19 protein-coding genes are annotated in these 18,507 nt (G+C 32.8%); 1 reads left to right on the top strand and 18 read right to left on the bottom strand.

Annotated elements, in window-relative coordinates; translation table 11 throughout:
* Positions 1–4 precede the first annotated feature (4 nt).
* From HM992_RS14385 to HM992_RS14395, 3 genes are all read right to left on the bottom strand, one after another.
* Positions 5–445, bottom strand: a complete 441-nt coding sequence (locus HM992_RS14385) for a hypothetical protein (RefSeq protein WP_179320172.1) — start codon at positions 443–445, stop codon at positions 5–7.
* 123 nt (positions 446–568) lie between these two features.
* Positions 569–1,258, bottom strand: a complete 690-nt coding sequence (locus HM992_RS14390; protein ID WP_179320173.1) for a putative metal-binding motif-containing protein — start codon at positions 1,256–1,258, stop codon at positions 569–571.
* Between the two features lie 4 nt (positions 1,259–1,262).
* Complete coding sequence (locus tag HM992_RS14395; protein ID WP_229720503.1) at positions 1,263–2,024, bottom strand: prolipoprotein diacylglyceryl transferase; 762 nt, start codon at positions 2,022–2,024, stop codon at positions 1,263–1,265.
* A 341-nt stretch (positions 2,025–2,365) separates the two neighbouring features.
* Here HM992_RS14395 and HM992_RS14400 point away from each other — a divergent pair, with 341 nt between their 5' ends.
* Positions 2,366–2,887, top strand: coding sequence for a DUF7935 family protein (locus HM992_RS14400; protein ID WP_179320175.1), 522 nt, complete (start codon positions 2,366–2,368; stop codon positions 2,885–2,887).
* Positions 2,888–3,152: 265 nt separating this feature from the next.
* Here the strand turns inward: HM992_RS14400 and bshA are convergent, their stop codons facing one another.
* The 15 genes from bshA to HM992_RS14475 all read right to left on the bottom strand — a co-directional run bounded on the left by bshA (position 3,153) and on the right by HM992_RS14475 (position 18,484).
* Positions 3,153–4,289: an N-acetyl-alpha-D-glucosaminyl L-malate synthase BshA gene (gene bshA / locus HM992_RS14405; RefSeq protein ID WP_178985666.1), complete on the bottom strand. Its 1,137-nt coding sequence runs from the start codon at positions 4,287–4,289 to the stop codon at positions 3,153–3,155.
* 128 nt (positions 4,290–4,417) lie between these two features.
* Entirely contained in the window at positions 4,418–7,375 is a 2,958-nt protein-coding gene (locus HM992_RS14410) for a glycoside hydrolase family 3 N-terminal domain-containing protein (protein ID WP_179320176.1), read from the bottom strand.
* 135 nt (positions 7,376–7,510) lie between these two features.
* Entirely contained in the window at positions 7,511–8,734 is a 1,224-nt protein-coding gene (gene serB / locus HM992_RS14415) for a phosphoserine phosphatase SerB (RefSeq protein WP_317167554.1), read from the bottom strand.
* Positions 8,735–8,786: 52 nt separating this feature from the next.
* On the bottom strand, positions 8,787–9,272 hold the full coding sequence (locus HM992_RS14420; protein ID WP_179320178.1) for an ABC transporter ATPase: 486 nt from the start codon (positions 9,270–9,272) through the stop codon (positions 8,787–8,789).
* Positions 9,273–9,307: 35 nt separating this feature from the next.
* On the bottom strand, positions 9,308–10,813 hold the full coding sequence (locus tag HM992_RS14425) for a PH domain-containing protein (RefSeq protein ID WP_179320179.1): 1,506 nt from the start codon (positions 10,811–10,813) through the stop codon (positions 9,308–9,310).
* The gene (locus tag HM992_RS14430; RefSeq protein WP_179320180.1) at positions 10,800–11,318 is read right to left on the bottom strand and encodes a PH domain-containing protein; all 519 of its coding nucleotides are present in this window, start codon (positions 11,316–11,318) and stop codon (positions 10,800–10,802) included. Before HM992_RS14430 ends, HM992_RS14425 begins: the two co-directional genes overlap by 14 nt.
* Before the next feature lie 402 nt (positions 11,319–11,720).
* The gene (locus HM992_RS14435; RefSeq protein ID WP_178985672.1) at positions 11,721–12,344 is read right to left on the bottom strand and encodes a hypothetical protein; all 624 of its coding nucleotides are present in this window, start codon (positions 12,342–12,344) and stop codon (positions 11,721–11,723) included.
* Positions 12,345–12,407: 63 nt separating this feature from the next.
* The gene (locus tag HM992_RS14440) at positions 12,408–12,713 is read right to left on the bottom strand and encodes a hypothetical protein (protein ID WP_179320181.1); all 306 of its coding nucleotides are present in this window, start codon (positions 12,711–12,713) and stop codon (positions 12,408–12,410) included.
* Positions 12,714–12,853: 140 nt separating this feature from the next.
* Complete coding sequence (locus tag HM992_RS14445; RefSeq protein WP_179320182.1) at positions 12,854–13,738, bottom strand: hypothetical protein; 885 nt, start codon at positions 13,736–13,738, stop codon at positions 12,854–12,856.
* A gap of 58 nt (positions 13,739–13,796) precedes the next feature.
* Positions 13,797–14,003, bottom strand: a complete 207-nt coding sequence (locus HM992_RS14450) for a hypothetical protein (RefSeq protein ID WP_179320183.1) — start codon at positions 14,001–14,003, stop codon at positions 13,797–13,799.
* A gap of 11 nt (positions 14,004–14,014) precedes the next feature.
* Positions 14,015–14,797: a (Fe-S)-binding protein gene (locus HM992_RS14455; RefSeq protein WP_178985676.1), complete on the bottom strand. Its 783-nt coding sequence runs from the start codon at positions 14,795–14,797 to the stop codon at positions 14,015–14,017.
* A gap of 58 nt (positions 14,798–14,855) precedes the next feature.
* On the bottom strand, positions 14,856–15,047 hold the full coding sequence (locus HM992_RS14460; RefSeq protein WP_179320184.1) for a hypothetical protein: 192 nt from the start codon (positions 15,045–15,047) through the stop codon (positions 14,856–14,858).
* Positions 15,040–16,353, bottom strand: coding sequence for a (Fe-S)-binding protein (locus tag HM992_RS14465; RefSeq protein ID WP_179320185.1), 1,314 nt, complete (start codon positions 16,351–16,353; stop codon positions 15,040–15,042). The genes HM992_RS14460 and HM992_RS14465 overlap by 8 nt, the downstream gene beginning before the upstream one ends.
* 12 nt (positions 16,354–16,365) lie before the next feature.
* Complete coding sequence (locus tag HM992_RS14470) at positions 16,366–17,313, bottom strand: MlaD family protein (protein ID WP_179320186.1); 948 nt, start codon at positions 17,311–17,313, stop codon at positions 16,366–16,368.
* A gap of 55 nt (positions 17,314–17,368) precedes the next feature.
* Positions 17,369–18,484, bottom strand: coding sequence for an N-acetylmuramoyl-L-alanine amidase (locus HM992_RS14475; RefSeq protein WP_179320187.1), 1,116 nt, complete (start codon positions 18,482–18,484; stop codon positions 17,369–17,371).
* Positions 18,485–18,507 lie beyond the last annotated feature (23 nt).

Below are 18,507 nucleotides of genomic sequence, written 5' to 3' on the forward strand. Positions count from 1 at the left end.
CTTTTTAAGGGGCTACATAATCAATTACAACACATAATTCTACCTCTTCACCTGAGGCTAGTACAATATCTAATCGAATCTCATCCCCTACAGCACTTCCTGCTCTTTGACAAGTCACCACACCAGAATAATTTGTATCATTGATTCTAATTTCTGGATTTGAATCTACAGCACCATTAGTAACAGCTCTTGTTACAACGAACGTACCGCCCATATTGCTAATTTGATTCACTTCATACGCTCCAACACCTGGTCCATAATTATTTGGAAAATAATCCGTAACCAAGTCCGATGCTGGTATTAACGTTAGGACCCCTTGTAATTCTGCGGTAAGTCCTTCATAACTACAAACACTTATGTTTGGCGCATTGTCATCATCGTTGTCACAGTTAAATAGAGTAAGTGTAATGGCTAGTAATAAAATGGTTTTTAAAATTGATTTCATAATTCTTATATTTTTGTTTTTTATAATTCAGTTAACGCTTTGAAAACTGACGTTCGAGGTTATATCAAGTCAATCGATAAATTGTTACCCTCTAATTCTTATTATTTTTAAAATTTTATTTTTTTAGACGATTTCATCCACCGTACCGTCGCAATCATCATCAATTCCATTCTCTTTATTTTCCTTAGCATAAGGATGAATAAGAGGATTAGTATCATCACAATCTAAGCTATTAAACACACCTTCTGCAGGAGATTGTTCACTTGAGCCATAGCCATCTCCATCAGCGTCAATATATCTAATATCATCAATATCAATCTCGCCATTACAGTTATCGTCTATATCATTGCCTACAATTTCATCTGCTAAGGGGTTAATCATATCATTAGTATCATCACAATCTGCATTATTATAAACCATACCGTTTGGAGCATCAGCTCCTAGTTCAATTTCGAAAATAGAACCTGATTCTGGATCACCAAAACCGTCATTATCTGAGTCCTTATAAAAAGTAATTCCGAATGCCCCATTACAGTTCTCATCAATAATATTATCAGGTATTTCTATGGCATCTGGATTTATATCAGCGTTGGTATCATCACAATCGGAGTGATTATCCTTCGTATAATTTAATGGTTGATCGTGCTGAATAGTTGGACTTACGGAATTATCACCAAAACCATCTTGGTCTAAGTCAGGATACCAATGATAGGAGTAGTCTTGAGGTTCACCTGTACAGCCTGAACCAATAATAAATACAGCTACTAGTAGTAACAACGTTGGCAAAATTGTTTTTAACACATGGGTTCTCATAATCTTAAGTATTAGTTGATCTTATATTAATTTGGTTGTGAAATTTATAATAGAAATAGCCCGCAATAGCAATAAAACAAAGCGCTATAAATTGTGCATGCGAAAGTGTATTTTCTATAATATAGCCTCTATCATCGCCTCTAAAGAGTTCTAGAACTCCTCTTCCAAAGGCATAAAGCATTAAGTAAATTAGAAATAATTGGCCTTTAAATTGTTGATGATTTTTGATTATAAAAAGAATACACATGATGGCCACTAACAGCGTAACTTCATATAATTGTGTAGGATGAACCGATATAGTATGTGTTGTTGGAAACACCAATCCAAAGCTGCTATCTGTTGGAGAACCAAAACAGCAACCCGCTAAAAAACAACCTAGGCGTCCTATGCTATGCACTATTGTTGTAGTAATAGCTAAAATATCTAGCATTGGTAGAATGGGGAAGTTTTGTTTTTTCAAAAACCAAATAACGTAAGGTATAATGATTACAAATGAACCATAAAACACAAAACCACCAGAGAAATTATTTAACAATAGGCTCTGATTTTTAATGTACAATAAGGGATCTTGTAGATAGAAAAACAATTTTCCTCCGATAAAACCTGCAATGAATATCATATAGAAAAAGCTATTAGGTAAATTACTTATGCCTAATTCCCTTTTCGCACTCCATTTGGTATATAACGCGGCAATTAGAGTACCGAGTACAATTAAAGTTGCATAACTATACACCGTTACTTGCCCTATGTTAAATAGGCCAGTCATAAAATCTGACAACGAGAATTTGAATAGTTCTGGATACATCTATATAATTAGTGTTTCGTTAATTCCCTAGTTGTATAACCAATAAATACAGTATTATTTCGTATAGAATTACTAATTAGCAGTATCATTATGTTAAGCAGGTTATAGACTATTTGGCACTGTATGTATTTTATAAAAAATAAAATCAATAGCTAAGGCAAATTAACCTGAAAGACATAAACGAGACCCAACCATTAGCTGTAAACGCGACTTCATTCCATTAAACATAGTGTTCATTCAATTACCTGTTTTGTTTGTACAATAGATTGAAAGGTTTTAAGTTTGTATTCTAAATTTATGCTATGGATATTGACAACATTATCGAATTACTTTTTAACATTGCTCCTGCTGCTATTGTAGGTTTAGTTGCCTACTATTTTTTTAAGCAGCATGTAGAGAATGAAAATAGCAGAAGGCGATTTTTATTGCAGAAGGATTTGCAAAAAGAAAGTTTTCCATTACGCTTGCAAGCCTACGAACGCATGTCACTTTTCTTAGAGCGAATTGCACCTTCAAAACTTCTTACAAGAGTGAATCCAACATCTTCTAATAAAGAGGATTACGAAAGTTTACTTATTGCAACAATAGAGCAAGAATTCGAACATAATTTATCTCAACAAATCTACGTTAGTGATCAATGTTGGTCCATAACACAAGCGGCTAAAAATGCGACTATTCAGTTGATTAGAAAAGCCACTCTACAAGAACAAACTGATACCGCAAATAAACTTCGCGAAGTCGTTTTAACCGATCTTATGGATAAACCAGCACCTAGTAATGCAGCCCTTGCTTTCATAAAACAAGAAGTTAGTGAGATGTGGTAGTTAGATTGTTAGATTGTTAGATTGTTAGATTGTTAGATTGTTAGATTGTTAGATTGTTAGATTGTTAGATTGTTAGATTGTTAGATTGTTAGATTGTTAGATTGTTAGAAGTTCTAAAAAATTACGCAGAAATATTTAAAATACGGTTAACAACCCAACCTAAAATACCGAATACCGAATACTGAATACTGAACACTGAACACTGAATACTGAATACTGAATACTGAATACTGAAGAAAATAAAAAAACTAGGTCTTAAAATAACTTAGTGCACTAAAAATTCCTTAAGGGTTTCCTCATATATAGCCTCATACATTGGTACAATATTGTGCAGGTCAAATTTTTGAGATTGAATTTTTGCATTGGCTTTAAACTGATTTAAAGTATCAATATCTAATAGTATTTTTATAGCATTTTCAGACATATCATTAATAGAAGCTACATCACTCAAGTATCCTGAGAAACCATCTTCATTAACTTCCGATAATCCACCTGTATTTGTTGAAATAACAGGTACTCCACTAGCCATAGCTTCTAACGCTGCCAAACCAAAACTCTCGGTTTGTGACGGTAAAAGAAACAAATCACTAAAGCATAAAATTCGATCTATTTCATTACTATTCCCAAAGAAAATGACACGATCAGTAATACCTAGTTCTTCAACTAACATTTCTGCAGCTTCCTTTTCTGGTCCTTCACCTACCATCATTAATTTCGCTGGTAATTCCTTTTGGATATTATAAAACACTTTAATCACATCGGAAATACGTTTTACAGGTCTAAAATTACTTATATGTGTTATAATGCGTTCATCATCCTCTGCCATCATGCCACGCTGGCAATCGGTAAAACTATGAGCGTGCTTTTCTAAATCTATAAAATTTGGTACGACATGAATTTCTCTTTTTATATTAAATAAACGCATGGTATCGCTCTTCAAGCTTTCTGAAACAGATGTTACTGCGTTAGATTTATTGATACTAAACGTTACTGCAGGCTTATAAAAAGGATGACTACCAACTAAGGTAATATCTGTACCATGCAAGGTGGTTACAATAGGAACAAAAATACCTTCGTCTTTTAACATTTGCTGCGCCATATACGCTGCATAAGCGTGAGGAATGGCATAATGCACGTGCAATAACTCTATACCATACAACTTTACCATATCTACCAATTTACTCGATAATGCTAACTCGTATGGTTGGTAAAGAAATAATGGATATTCTGGTACGTGTACTTCATGAAAATGAACATTATTACTCAACAATTCTAATCGTACAGGCTGACTATACGTTATAAAATGAATCTCGTGACCACGTTTTGAAAGCTCTATGCCTAATTCTGTAGCTACAACTCCACTGCCTCCAAATGTTGGGTAACAAACTATTCCTATTTTCATGTTTATATTATATCAATGATGTCTCTTTGAGCGCTGCCGTATGACATTAATATTTCGACTATACTCAACCAGACATTAAAATTTAATTAATAGTCTAAAATGGATTTAAAAACTTACAACTTTAAAATTTAATCTATAATTGCCTCATAAATTAAGCGCTGAATATCAGTTCTAATATTTTCTCTTAGCAATAGATTTTTTCCCGCTTCTGGATACGTTCTATTAGCTAAAAATACATATACAATTTCTTCTTCAGGATCTGCCCAAGCATAGGTACCTGTAAAACCAGAATGTCCAAAACTCGTCATAGATAAACACCCACAAGTTGGACCTTCTTCTCCTAATTGTGGTTTGTCAAAGCCTATGCCTCGTCTGTTATTCTTTGCACAGTAATAACAGTAATTAAACTTATCAATAGTTTCACTTTTAAGATAGCGTTTACCTCCATAAAACCCTTTTTGAAGGTACATCTGCATTATTTTGGCAACATCATTAGCATTACTAAAAATACCAGCATGGCCTCCAACTCCACCTTGCATAGCTGCTCCCATATCATGTACATACCCATGTACTTCTTTAAAACGATAGTAATCATCAATTTCAGTAGGTATTATTTTTTTTAAGCTGAATTTCTTTCTTGGATTATACGTGGTGTAATTCGCACCTAAAGATTTATAAAAACGATCTTCGGTGATTTCGCTTAGTGGTTTATCATAAAAATCTTCGAGATACCCTTTAAGAATATAATAAGGTAAATCGCTATAACGGTATCTTAAGCTTGATAATAAATCACTATCACGAATGACTTTTTGAATAGAATCTTGGTAATCATCACGCATAAAGAGTGTGTTAGTTACTTCTACTGTAAAACCCTCTGAACGTATATTTCTGTAATATCGTGGATTTGGTTTTTTAGTAACCGAATCTAGAGTGGCATAATAAAATGGAATCCATGGCTTGAGTTGCGCATAATGCGACAGCATTTTTTTTAGCGTCACATTTTTCTTATTCGTGTTTTTATACTCAGGGATTAGATTACTTAATTTATCATCTAAGGATAACGAACCTTGTTCTTCCAATTCCATAAGTACAGGAAGTGTTGCTAATATTTTTGTCAATGAAGCGACATCATATAAATCATCAAAATTCACTTTTTCTTTTTTCGCATAGGTATGATAGCCAAAATTCTTATTGTAAATCACTTTACCTTTCCGAGCTACTATTAATTGAATTCCTGGTGTCATTTTACCATCTACAGCACGATTAGCAACAGAATCTATTCGACTTAAAAGATGCGAGTCCATACCAACACGTTCTGGCAAACCATAACTCAAACTCAATAAAGAATTATACGCTTCACCAGTTCCGACAGGAAAAAATTGACCTGTACTAACGGGTAATTTACCTTTTGCTGCAATGGCGCCAAAGATAAGCTGAGCCGATTTTTCTTGAGCTATTTTACTGTTTTGATAACTCATTACAATCCCGTCAATATTTTCAACAGACAGTAAATCATTTAAAGCATAAGGTCTCGCAAAAACATCTAAAATAATAGTATTGGTTCTTGCAATTTCATACAACCATGCCATTTCCTTTTGTGAAAATTCAAAGCTTTTCCATGGATTGGCATTAGATTTATGATAACCAACAACAACCGTATTATAATTTTGAAGTTTTGTAATTATCTCATCGAGTTTAACGCCTTTAATCTCGTGGACTTTGGTGTACTTTTTTAGTTCATCTAAAAATGCAGAACCATCGTCATCACCTAAAGATACATAAGCAATTTTCTTAGTTTCTAAATCTCTAAGCGGTAATATCTCATTGGTGTTTTTAACTACTGTAATGGCATTTTCCATGAGTTCCTCATAGAGTAAATCGTCTTTTAACCTGTTTAGATCCTCCACTAAATTGTAAATTCCGATTGGTGAATAATTATTTAAACCAACTTTGTATTTAGCCATCAATATTTTCTTTACTGAATGTGCTAAACGTTCTTCAGTTATAGTCCCATTATTAAATGCTTCAACAAATTTAGCAATGCCTTTTTCCGGATCTTCAGACATTAGCATCACATCATTTCCTGCTAAAAATGCCATTAAATCAATTTCGCCTCCTTGAATTAAACTTTTTACTCTTGAACCATCTACACCTTTTTCCACATAATCTGCTGCACCTTTCATGGTTAAGGCATCAGTAAAAATTAAACCATTAAACCCTAAGCTATCTTTTAAAATATCGGTAACGATGTGTTTAGATAAAGACGATGGAAAATCGCGTCGCGATTCTAAACTCGGCACGTTTAAATGTGCTACCATAACACTCGCTAAACCTTGTTTAATGAGCTTTCTATATGGATATAGTTCAATTGAATCAATACGTTTTGCACTAAAATTGATAGTAGGTAATTTTAAATGAGAATCCTCTTCAGTATCTCCATGACCTGGAAAATGTTTTGCGTTTGCTAATGTTCCAGCACTTTGCATACCTTTCATAAAGGCCAAACCTTTTTCTGTAACATTGTCTCTATCCTCACCGAAAGAGCGGTTTCCAATGATAGGGTTTTTAGGATTGGTATTAATATCTACGGCTGGTGCAAAATTAAAATGCACACCTAAGCGTTTACAATGCTCTCCTATTTGTCGTCCGGCTTGTTCTACCAATTCATTATCGGTAATCGCACCAAGAGTCATATTCCATGGAAACGCGTAAGTAGAATCTAATCGCATACTCAAACCCCATTCTGCATCCATACCTATTAACAATGGAATTTTAGAAGCGGCTTGTAATTCGTTATTTAATTTCGCTTGACGAACTGGTCCTCCGTTAGAATATATTAAGCCTCCAATATGCTGATTGTTTATCAGTTTAGCAATTCCATCCTCATGTGCTTTTCCTTTATCTGAAAAGACCTGAACCATAAATAACTGACCTATTTTTTCTTCAATAGTCATAGACGTGTACAAACTATCTACCCATTTCTGTTGTTGAATGGGATCTTTAGATAGCAATGGATTTTTGAAAAGGTCTTGCCCAAAATTAAATTGAAAACAAGTACATATAAAAATAAGGGCAAGGTTACGCATTAGCAATCATTTTTCGTTTATAGGTTGAACACATCATTCATAACGAATATTGTGCCAAATTAGCATATTTAGGAAGAAGTATAAAGACTTTAAGATAGATTTATAAACTATGAAATCTACTTTACATCATTAAGTTTAAGATAATAAATCAATCTGACGATCATGATAACCCAACAAATACAATACACCATCTAATCCAATACTAGAAATAGAACTTTGTGCGTTATCTTTTACTTTCGGTTTTGCGTGAAACGCAATACCTAAACCAGCAAGATTAAGCATTTGTAAGTCATTAGCTCCATCACCAACAGCAATGGTTTGACTGATATCAATTCCCATTTCTTCTGCTAACTGTTGAAGATATTCAGCTTTTTTATTACCATCTACAATGTCACCAAGATAACCACCTGTTAGAGCACCATCTTTAATTTCAAGTTGATTAGCGAAAACATAATCAATATCTAGTTTTTTCTGAAGATAATGTCCGAAATACGTAAATCCACCAGATAAAATAGCGGTTTTAAATCCGTAATAATGAAGCGTATCGATTAATCGTTTGGCACCTTTGGTAATTGGTAAGCGCTCTGCAACTTCTTGTAATACAGATTCACTTAAACCTTCTAGGAGTTTCATACGTTGCTTAAAACTTTCGTTGAAATCTATTTCACCTTGCATGGCAGATTCTGTAATAGCTTTTACTTGCGCTCCTACTCCTGCTAATTCTGCAAGTTCATCAATAACTTCCGTTTGAATTAGTGTTGAGTCCATATCAAAACAAACCAAACGTCTGTTACGCCTAAAAATATTATCTTCTTGAAAAGCAATATCTGCATCTAATTCTCTTGAAATCTCCATGAATTTCTTAGTGAAATCAGACTTATCTCCTATTTCCCCTCTAATTGATAATTGAATAGAGGCTCTAGGATATTCTGTTTTTTTAACAAGTGATAATCGTCCTGTTAATCGTTTTATAGAATCGATGTTTAAATTCTTTTCCGAAATTATTTTAGTGACTTCAGATATTTGTTCTGCTGCTAATTTTTCGCCCAAAATAGTAACGATGTAGCGATCTTTACCTTGCTCGTTGACCCAGTTTTCGTAGTCTTCAAGCGAAATAGGTGTAAATTTGGCTTTAATCCCCAATTCATAGGCTTTAAATAACAAATCCTTAAGCACAGCCGACGATTTTTTACCTTTTTTAATTTCAAACATAATTCCTAAAGATAAGGTATCATGAATGTTAGCCTGACCTATATCTAATATTTTAGCATCGTATTCTGCTAAAACACTAGTAAGTGATGATGTTAATCCTGGTTTATCTTGTCCTGAAATATTTAATAAAAAAATGTCTGTAGCCACTTGTAAAGGGTTTGTAATTTGTTGTAAGAAGTTAAAATGAGAAAAATCTAAATTATTTAATAAATCGGTTGTGCCAGCTTTCACTTGCAGGAACTTCCCAATTTTCATTGAATTCCGAAATATTGGTGACAAGATTATTAAAAACAATGGTGTTTTTAGACACTGCTTTTTGTTGTGCCATTTTTTTGAAGTCGATCAATGGTTTGTATGCAATGAATTCACCTTGCTTGTAAGACACATTCATTTTATCCATTAAATCTACATCATATTGTTGCTCTAATTGTTGAATAAAAGCAACCGACGAGTCTATAGAACAACCTGTTGCACTATTCAAGCTTTGGTCCATTGCAATAACAATAAAGCGCTTATAAACAATCTTATAACCTGCCTTCAAATCTTTTCCGTGCGCTGTCCATGCTTCAATAAAGGTATCGAGCTGTCCTTTTAACTGTTCTATTTCTTCATCCGAAAATGAACGGTTAGCTTGGTATATCCAAACTCTAGATTCCTCTGGCAACGTATTAAAATCCACTAACATAAATTAATCTTTTTTCTGACTGTAAAAGTACGGATTTACATCCAATCTCGCTCTTGAGATTCCACCTTATATAACAAGAAATTGTAAATTATTGTGGCTTCAGATTTTGATGCATACGGAATAGTTACCGATTTAGAAGCTGTTGAAATTACTATAGAAGCAATATCTCGAGGCTTTTGGAAAATGGTCTGTTTTAGCTTTACGCTTTGAATTTTATGAATTTCGAGGATATTCGTTGTGGTTTCAATCACACCACTTCCAATAGTTACAAAATTTTCCGAAATTCTATAATACGCTTTTTTATAGGCAAAACAAACATACAGCGCAGCTAATGGTATAAAGATGGCATTAACCCACAACATTTCTATGCCGAAAATAGCTAATGCAAATCCATTGATAAAACTCCCCAAAAGCAACATTTCTAAAGATAAAATTCGCATATAATAAGGTCTTGGCTTTGCCATTTCCCCTTGATCTTCATTATAATTAGATACGAGTTTATTTACCAAATAATTGAGCTGCTCTTTCTCTAACGCAACAATATTGAAGTTCTTTTGCTGCTTTACATTCACCATGGCTTGTTTAACAGCTAAGGTGTGCAAACCAAAATACTGCTTCACACGATTGGTCGTAATCACTAAATTCTGAATACGGCTTGGTGTTAAACTCAATGACACTTTATTAAAAAGTCCTTTATTAATCTCTATTGTTTTTTGATGCTCAACAACTTCAAGATTAAAATTGATGATAAAGGTTTTTACAATTGAAAACAAAAATGAAATCAACACCACTCCAATTACAATTATAACGTTAGTGATAATTAAATTTAAAATAGTGGCCTCATCTAATTCTACCAAACCTTCAACATGTTGTTCTAACTCTAATTCTTGTAAAAAATCCTTGAATTCACTGTAAAGGCCAAAAGCAAACGTAAATATTAATAGAAAACTCTTAAAATGATTTTGAGACAAACCTTCTAATAGCAAACGCTTTGGTGTCACCTTAAAAAACACTTCTGGTTCTTCAATGGCTTCCAGCTGCTCTGTTTCTCCTGTTACAATAGCTGTTTTACTGAATAGTTTTTTCTTTAATAATAAAGCCGTTGGTTTATCTAAAGCACTGATTTCAATTTCAGATTTCTTATCTCCTGCTGTTTCTATTTTAACGGAAACCACATTTATAATTTGTTGTAGAAAGTTTTGTTTGATATAGACGTTCTGAATTTTAGATTTTGGAATAATGGTATTGTCTTTATTAATAATTCCTGTGGCTAAATGAAAATCCTCATTACTTATATAAAATTTAAAATTGAGATATTTTAAAATAGCAATGAAGAGAAGACTTATTAAAACTCCTATTAAAGCCAATATCATCATCGTTGGTGTCACATTTCCGATGGTTTTACTTCTAAGAATTGAAACTCCAAATGCTATAAAAAGGACGAAAAACTTTTTAACAAACGTAACAACATTAAATGCAAAAATTACAATAATGCCCTTAATAGATTGCCTTATGGGTTGTGAGAAATCAGTTATTTCCATTAACCTGAGAGCTTATAAAATCATTGATACCTTTCGCTTCTAAGTGAGGAAGACCTTTTATACTTAGGTCACTACCAGCTTCACCAGCAGTATATATTTTGAGCGTTGACAAACCAAAATGTCTTGCTAACCAGCTACGAGATTCCTCCACATGCTGAATTCTAGAAATAGGCACTGTGGTTACAGAATGTACAATTAAGCCCTTTGCATAGATGACATCAAAACCACGAACCGCATACTTTCGTTTTTTAAAGGCAAGAATAGAAATGATAAAATTGATGATACAGATGATCAATACTCCTAAAAACACATACCAGAAATTAGCTTGATAACCATCTTCCTTAATGAGGTACTTTAGTCCAAATACACCACCTAAAACTAGACTGTATAACGCCAAACTATTTAAAGCAATGATCTTTAAATACGATTTTGAAATAGGTTTTAATGCAACATCTTCAATATTTGGTAAGTCTTCTACCTGTATTTGAGGGTTTGTGAAAGTCATTTTTATAATAATCTAATTAGGTGTTTTAATGCTGAAATTATTCATTAGGCATGCGTCTTTAGAAACATATTCTTCCGCAGAATTACATTGTAAAGCTACATATTTAGTAATTAAAAACCGAATACTATATTCAGATGAAATATACGTAAGTAGACAAGAACTAGCAATTAAATAAATCCAATCTGATAAAATTCTGAATAAATATCTTAACTAGTTGAGAAACTAACCATTATTCATACGCGATATTATTCCATATTTTCATTATAACAACAGCTTAACGACTCACGAAGAAGCACCAATAACACATAGCTTTAAACGCTATAGCAAATATGATAGTTGCTTTATTTTAACAGTTTGCTATTATTAAGTAATAGAAAAGAGTTCTAACCAAGAACTCTACTTCTATTCATTTTTCATATAATAAATGGCCTCTAAGAATTTTTTTTTAACACCACTTTCATTCTCTTTTAGTTCTTTTAATACTCCTGCAACAATCATTTTTTCATTTGGTAGTTTTTCTGAACTTTTAGAATGAGCAATTATAAAGGTTTCAGAAGTTTTTTCATCTCTCAACTCATAAACATCGTAATTGTCAATTAAAGGAATTAAGGAAAAGGTCATCACTTTCCCTGTCATAATAGGAATCATAATAAAACCGTTAAAATCAGATTTGGAATCTATTAATTTAGGCACTCCATTTAAAATCATATTAGAGGATAATTTACCTTTATCATTCACTTCGGAAGGGAGTAGTGTTTGCGGTTGGTACTTGATATAATCTGCTTTTAAATTCTCATCTAATTTTGAAATAATCATTTCTTTTTCAGTAGGTTTTAATTTTGAAATTGATAATTCTAAAAAAAGTATCATTTTCTGTTTATCGTTAAAAATTCCACCTGTCTTAGCTAATTCCGCCTGACTAATTACTCCATCTTCGGCTTTGGTAAGTAAGTTATAAAACCGACCGCCATTGTCTAGTGATAAAATAGCTTGATTAATTTCTGTATATGGTTTTACAATTTTCATTATAGATATTTTAATTTATTTGACTTGCTAAAATAAACATCCAGACAAGAGAGAAAAAGGCACCTAAACAAAGCATAAAGTGCGAGTGGTTTTTCCAAAAAAAGGAGTTTTGAAATAGTAGTTTAAAATTGCCTCGAAGCCCCAACCGAATGTATAAAAAACATTCGCCCCAAAAAGCCAATAGAACACGATAACTAAATCCTTATATGATGAAATTCCATTGGGCACCTCACCTCTACCAAAAATGACTAACAATGCTCCAAAAAGCGTTATAATATTATAAACTAATCTTTTTCGTTCCCACCATGTAATGGCAGTATTAAAATCATTTTGTAAACTATCCTTTTTAACACTATTCTGTTTTTCCAAATTAATTTTAAAGTGTTTATATGTATTGGATGAATGATTAACCTCTAATTTAGCAATTAAAAACTAAATAGAATCTTATAGGATTTTAATAATTGGGCTTTCGTAAACAACGAATTACATGCTGTTTTGTTTGTAATTTTTTATTCCGTCCAATCTTCAAGTGTTCCATCATCTTCAATCCAAATATCAACATAATAACGTTCCTCAATAGCTTTTCTATTGACTTTTAAAATGTCAAATTTCAAATCTTTTAGACCTTTCTGTACTGTTTTAATACAATGCTTGTATTCTTTTGGTTCCCAAAACCTCTTTATTTCCTCCTTGGTTCGATATTCTGGCATAATTACCTTAGTCACTTCGCCGTTTTTTCCAATCGTCACAAGATATTTTTCTGAGCAATCAAAATCATTTTTATTTTTCCAATTTAGTTTAGACAACTCATTGAATATCACTTTAGAAATTGTGTCTCCATATTTTCTATTAATTCGTTTTGGGTCATCAACATAATTTTGGATTTCGGAAATCTTACACACTTTCCCCTTTTGCACTTTAACTAATATTTCGTTTTCGAATGATTTGTGAAAAACTCCATCCCATCGTAATAAATCTCCATTGGGTATATTGAAATAACCTGAAAACCAATCAATAAATACTTTTTCGTTATTTTCATTGTGGCCAAAAATTTCTAAAATTCTTTTTGATGATGCTAATTGGTCAATTTTTCTTTCTCCACAATCGATAATATTTTTTAGAAACAAACTGTCATTTTCAATTAAATAAATGGCTTGGTAACCTCTCCAACAATTTAAAGTAGCTCCTTCTCTAAATTTTAGACCGAATAAACTTCCCTTATCTGACTTTTCTATTTTCTGAAAATATTTTTCAAGTATTAAATTATAAATCGGAATTGTATCCCCTTTATAAATTATATAATCTGGCACCTGAGGACTTGCAAAACTATTTTGTGAGAAAATTAGGATTGCAAATATTATAATCCATTTAAAAAGATTTTTCGTTTTTTGCATTGGTTTAAATTACGAACAGCATTTACATAAGAGAACAACTGCTGTTTTTACTCTGACTTTACACCTTATTTCTAGGAACCCTATATCGCAATGCAATACTCATAAACAGTCCAAAATAGAAACTATGGAAAATAAATTTAGGTAATGAAAATGCAGTATGGTCAAAATAATCAAAAGAAGCCATAAAAACGGCAAAGAAAACACCACTAAAAATGCCAATAATAATTCGCTTTCGCAATGATATTTTCTTAAAATAATTATCCATCGTAGTAGCTATTATGCGTCGGCAATGAGCTCTGCAATATCCATGACTTTAATGTCAGCTTCTTTTTCTTTGAATTTTACACCATCGGTCATCATGGTATTACAATAAGGACAACCTGTAGCAATGATTTCTGGTTGTGTCTCTAGTGCATCTTCGGTCCTAAGCACATTGATTTCCTTGTTTCCTGGTTCTGCATCTTTAAACATTTGCGCACCACCAGCACCACAACATAAAGCCGTTCCTTTATGGCGTTTCATTTCTACTAATGTGGCATTTGTTTTTTTAAGGACATCTCGTGGTGCATCGTAAACTCCATTTCCTCTTCCTAAATAACACGGATCGTGGAATGTGATCCGTTTGCCTTTATACGTATTCTCTTCTAAAGTTAAACGTCCAGAACTCATCAGTTCTTTTATATATTGTGTGTGATGGATAACGTCATAGTTTCCACCCAAACCAGGATACTCATTTTTAATACAATTAAAAGAGTGAGGGTCGCATGTCACAATTCGTTTTATTTCATAAGCATTAAGCACTTCAATATTCATAACGGCTTGCATTTGAAATAAGAATTCATTGCCTGCGCGTTTTGCCACATCTCCTGTATTACTTTCTTCAGTCCCTAAAACAGCAAAATTGACATTTGCTTTATTTAAAATCTTCACAAAAGCTTTGGTGATTTTCTTTGCTCTATCATCATAACTACCAGCAGAACCTACCCAAAATAAAATTTCTGGTTGTTTGCCTTCTGCCATCATTTCTGCCATAGTTGGCACTGTTAATTGCTCGCTCATACTTTTAGTTTAAGATTCAAGGTTTTTCAACATTAATCAAAATAATGATTATGTAAATCTAATTACTATTGTTCTTGTAAGTGACCAGAAAAAAGAAAGCCATTGCCGTAAATATGCCACAAATAGCACCGACTAAAAATCCACTTTCATTTTCATTCATTATATACAACAAAATTAAAGCTACAATAGCTGCTATAATTCCTATAGTTAACTTCTTTCTAGGACTTAATTGTTCTAATAAATTATTCATCTTTCCAATTCAAACGATCCATTTGGTTATAAGGCCATGGTGCACCGTTATTTTCTATATTGGTCATCATATTATTTAATTCCATTGGAGCCGCACTTTGCTCCATCACTAAATAACGACGCATTTCTATAATAATTGATAATGGATCTATACTCACAGGACATGCTTCTACACACGCATTACATGTGGTACAAGCCCAAAGTTCTTCGTTTGTGACATAATCCCCTAAAAGTTGTTTGCCATCATCTACAAACTTCCCTTTATTAAGGTCTATATTTTTCCCGACTTCTTCTAATCGATCTCTCGTATCCATCATAATCTTACGCGGCGATAACTTTTTGCCTGTAAGATTTGCAGGACATTCACTTGTACAACGCCCACACTCCGTACATGTATAGGCATTAAGCAATTGCACTTGACTTAAATCCATGACATCACTTGCACCAAATTTAGCAGGCACTTCATCTTCTGACGTTTCAGGAGGTGTAGCATAAGGATCGGCATCAGGATCCATCATTAATTTTACTTCAGCTGTAACAGCTTCAAGATTATTTAATTTTCCTTTCGGCTCCACTTTTCCAAAATACACATTTGGAAATGCTAAAAGAATATGTAAATGTTTTGAGAAGTATAAATAATTCAAGAAAATAAGAATTCCGACAATATGAAGCCACCAAGCAGCTCTTTCAATAGTATGTAAAGTCTCTAATTCAAAACCACTAAACCATGGTGCGATAAATTGTGAAATTATATTACCAGATCCTGCCGTCTGAAAAACAGTATCCGTTGCATTCATTACCAAAAATAAACACATTAAAACGACTTCAAAATAAAGAATAATATTACCATCACTCTTTGGCCATCCTTTCATTTCTGAACTTAAGAAACGCTTCACTTTAATGATATTTCTCCTAATCCAAAATATAATAACTGACACTAAAACTAAAACAGCTAAAACTTCAAATGATCCAATTAAAAAACCATATAAAGCTGTTGGTAAAAGTTCTTGTCCTACTCTGTGTGTTCCAAAAAGTCCATCGACAATAATCTCTAGGACTTCGATATTAATAATTATAAAACCTACGTAAACAATAGCATGTAGGAAACCAGAAACTGGTCGTTTTACCAATTTGCTTTGACCTAACGCGATGTTAACAACGTTTTTCCAACGTTCTGGTTTGTGATCACTGGCATTAACCTTATGACCTAATTTAATATTACGGATTAGCTTTTTGACATTACTAGCAAAATAGCCAATACCTGCAATTAAGAGAATAGCAAAAATGATATTTGGTAAGTATTCCATGATTGGATGGATCTAATTATTGTTTAATTGCTCTTGTGTTGGTTCCTCATAAGGAATCTCTTTTTTAGACAAAATACGTCTGTATCTCGCAGGATGCAATTTTATATCTAAAAGTAAGAGTTGAAGTTCTTTTGATGCATTATCTAAATTATTATAAAGTGCGTCGTCAGTTAATAATTTACCCATAGAGCCTTCACCTGCAGCAAGACCAGTTACTAATTGGTTAAGCTTTAGTATCATGTCATCCAAATTCTTAACGGTATTAGAAAGATTTGCGTCGTTTAGATCTTTAATTAAAATGGCCAATTCTGCACTTGTTTTATCAAAATTCTCTAATACGGAAGCTATTTTTTCATCGTTTTTACTAAGAAGATTATTCGCCTTAAAACCGACACCTTTAAATGTTTTTAAAGTAGCGTTTAATTCTGCAATGGTTTGTTTTAAGCCATCATCCGACTCATCAACAACCAATGCATTTAAATTTGTAATTAATGTATCTGAAGAACGAAGCGTAGTTCCTAAGTCTTCACTAATACCAGAGAAATTCTTTTCTAATGTGGAAATCATTCCTGGCTTTACTTCTGATTTAATAAAATCACCAGATTTTGCTATTTCATTATCGCTAGCCTCAACAATCGATAAGGCATTTCCGCCCATTAAACCATCTTGATATAGACGAACTGTACTGTTTTTAGAAAATTTTAATTCAGGAGTTACCGTAAATGAAACACGTGTTTTACCAGAATCGAAATCGTATTTTATGTCATCGATTTCACCAACCTTATTGCCTTTAATCGTTACAGGAGACGACATTTTTAACGCATTATAATCGAACTCTGTATAATAAGTATTTGTATTATCAAACAAGTCCTCACCTTTAAGGAATGTAAATAGGTATATACAAAAGGTGATACCAGCTATGACTAATATTGCTGTTTTAACTTCTCTTGAAATTTTCAATGGGCTTTAATTTAGTTTGCTAACAAAATTAGGAATAAATATACTAATAATGTTTCTAATTTGATTCTGTTTTTAACGCATCTGCGACGTCAATTTTTTTATTTCCCTGGTAAGCTACAATAAAAGCACCTGAATAGCCTGCTAATTTAGCTTCGTTTTGAAGTTGTTTTACTTTATTATAATCAGAGGTATTTCCACAATAATATTTATAAATTGTTCCCGATTTTTCTCTTGAAATATCAGAAAGACCTTTAAAATTATAGGATTTAGCTTCCAATTCTCGAGAACTTGCCGCGATTTGAACTTTAAAGGTAACTCCCTCTATAATTCTTGGTGATTCTTCAGTTTCTACCATGGTTTCAGCATCCACATTAAGGATATGACTTCCAACGTTCTGATCGAGTTCTTTTTTGTAATCGAGTATTGCTGTTTTAATAGCGCTTGCCATTTTAGATTGTCCGGCTTTAGTATTAAGGTAATTACCTTCACTATTGTTAGTTAAAAATCCAACTTCAACCAATACACTTGGCATATACGTATTTCTAATAACTAATAAACTCGCTTGTTTTAATCCTCTACTCTTACGCTTAGCCTTATTAATAAAATTGTCTTCAATTTTTCTAGCTAAAACAATACTTTGCTCCACATAGACTTCTTGTTCAATAGTAATAGCGACTGTAGACTCTGGTGAGCTTGGATCAAAACCGGCATAATTCTCTTCATAATTATCCTCTAAAAAAATCACTTCATTCTCTTTCTTAGCAACTTCAAAATTACGGCCTGTATTTTTTTCACCTAAAACAAAAGTTTCTGTTCCGCTAGCTTGTGAACTGTGAGCATTACAATGAATAGATACAAATAAATCGGCATCGGCTCTATTTGCAATATTGGCACGTTCATGCAACTCTATGAAAACATCGGTTTTACGTGTATATATTACCTTTATATCTGGGTTTTTCTCTAGCTCTTTTCCAACTTCTAAAGTAACTTTTAGCGCAATATTTTTTTCACTGTGTCCATTACCCACGTTACCTGAATCATGTCCTCCATGTCCTGCATCCAAGACCACAACAAATTTATCTTCTTGCGCATGCAAGGTTGTATAAGATGTTAAAGTACTTATAAATAAAAAGCTTAAAAATACTATTGTAGGTTTTAGTGTCGTTTGCATATAGAATTTAACGGTTTATCAAT

It is taken from the genome of Winogradskyella helgolandensis (assembly GCF_013404085.1).
In the GTDB taxonomy this organism is placed as follows: Bacteria; Bacteroidota; Bacteroidia; order Flavobacteriales; family Flavobacteriaceae; genus Winogradskyella; species Winogradskyella helgolandensis.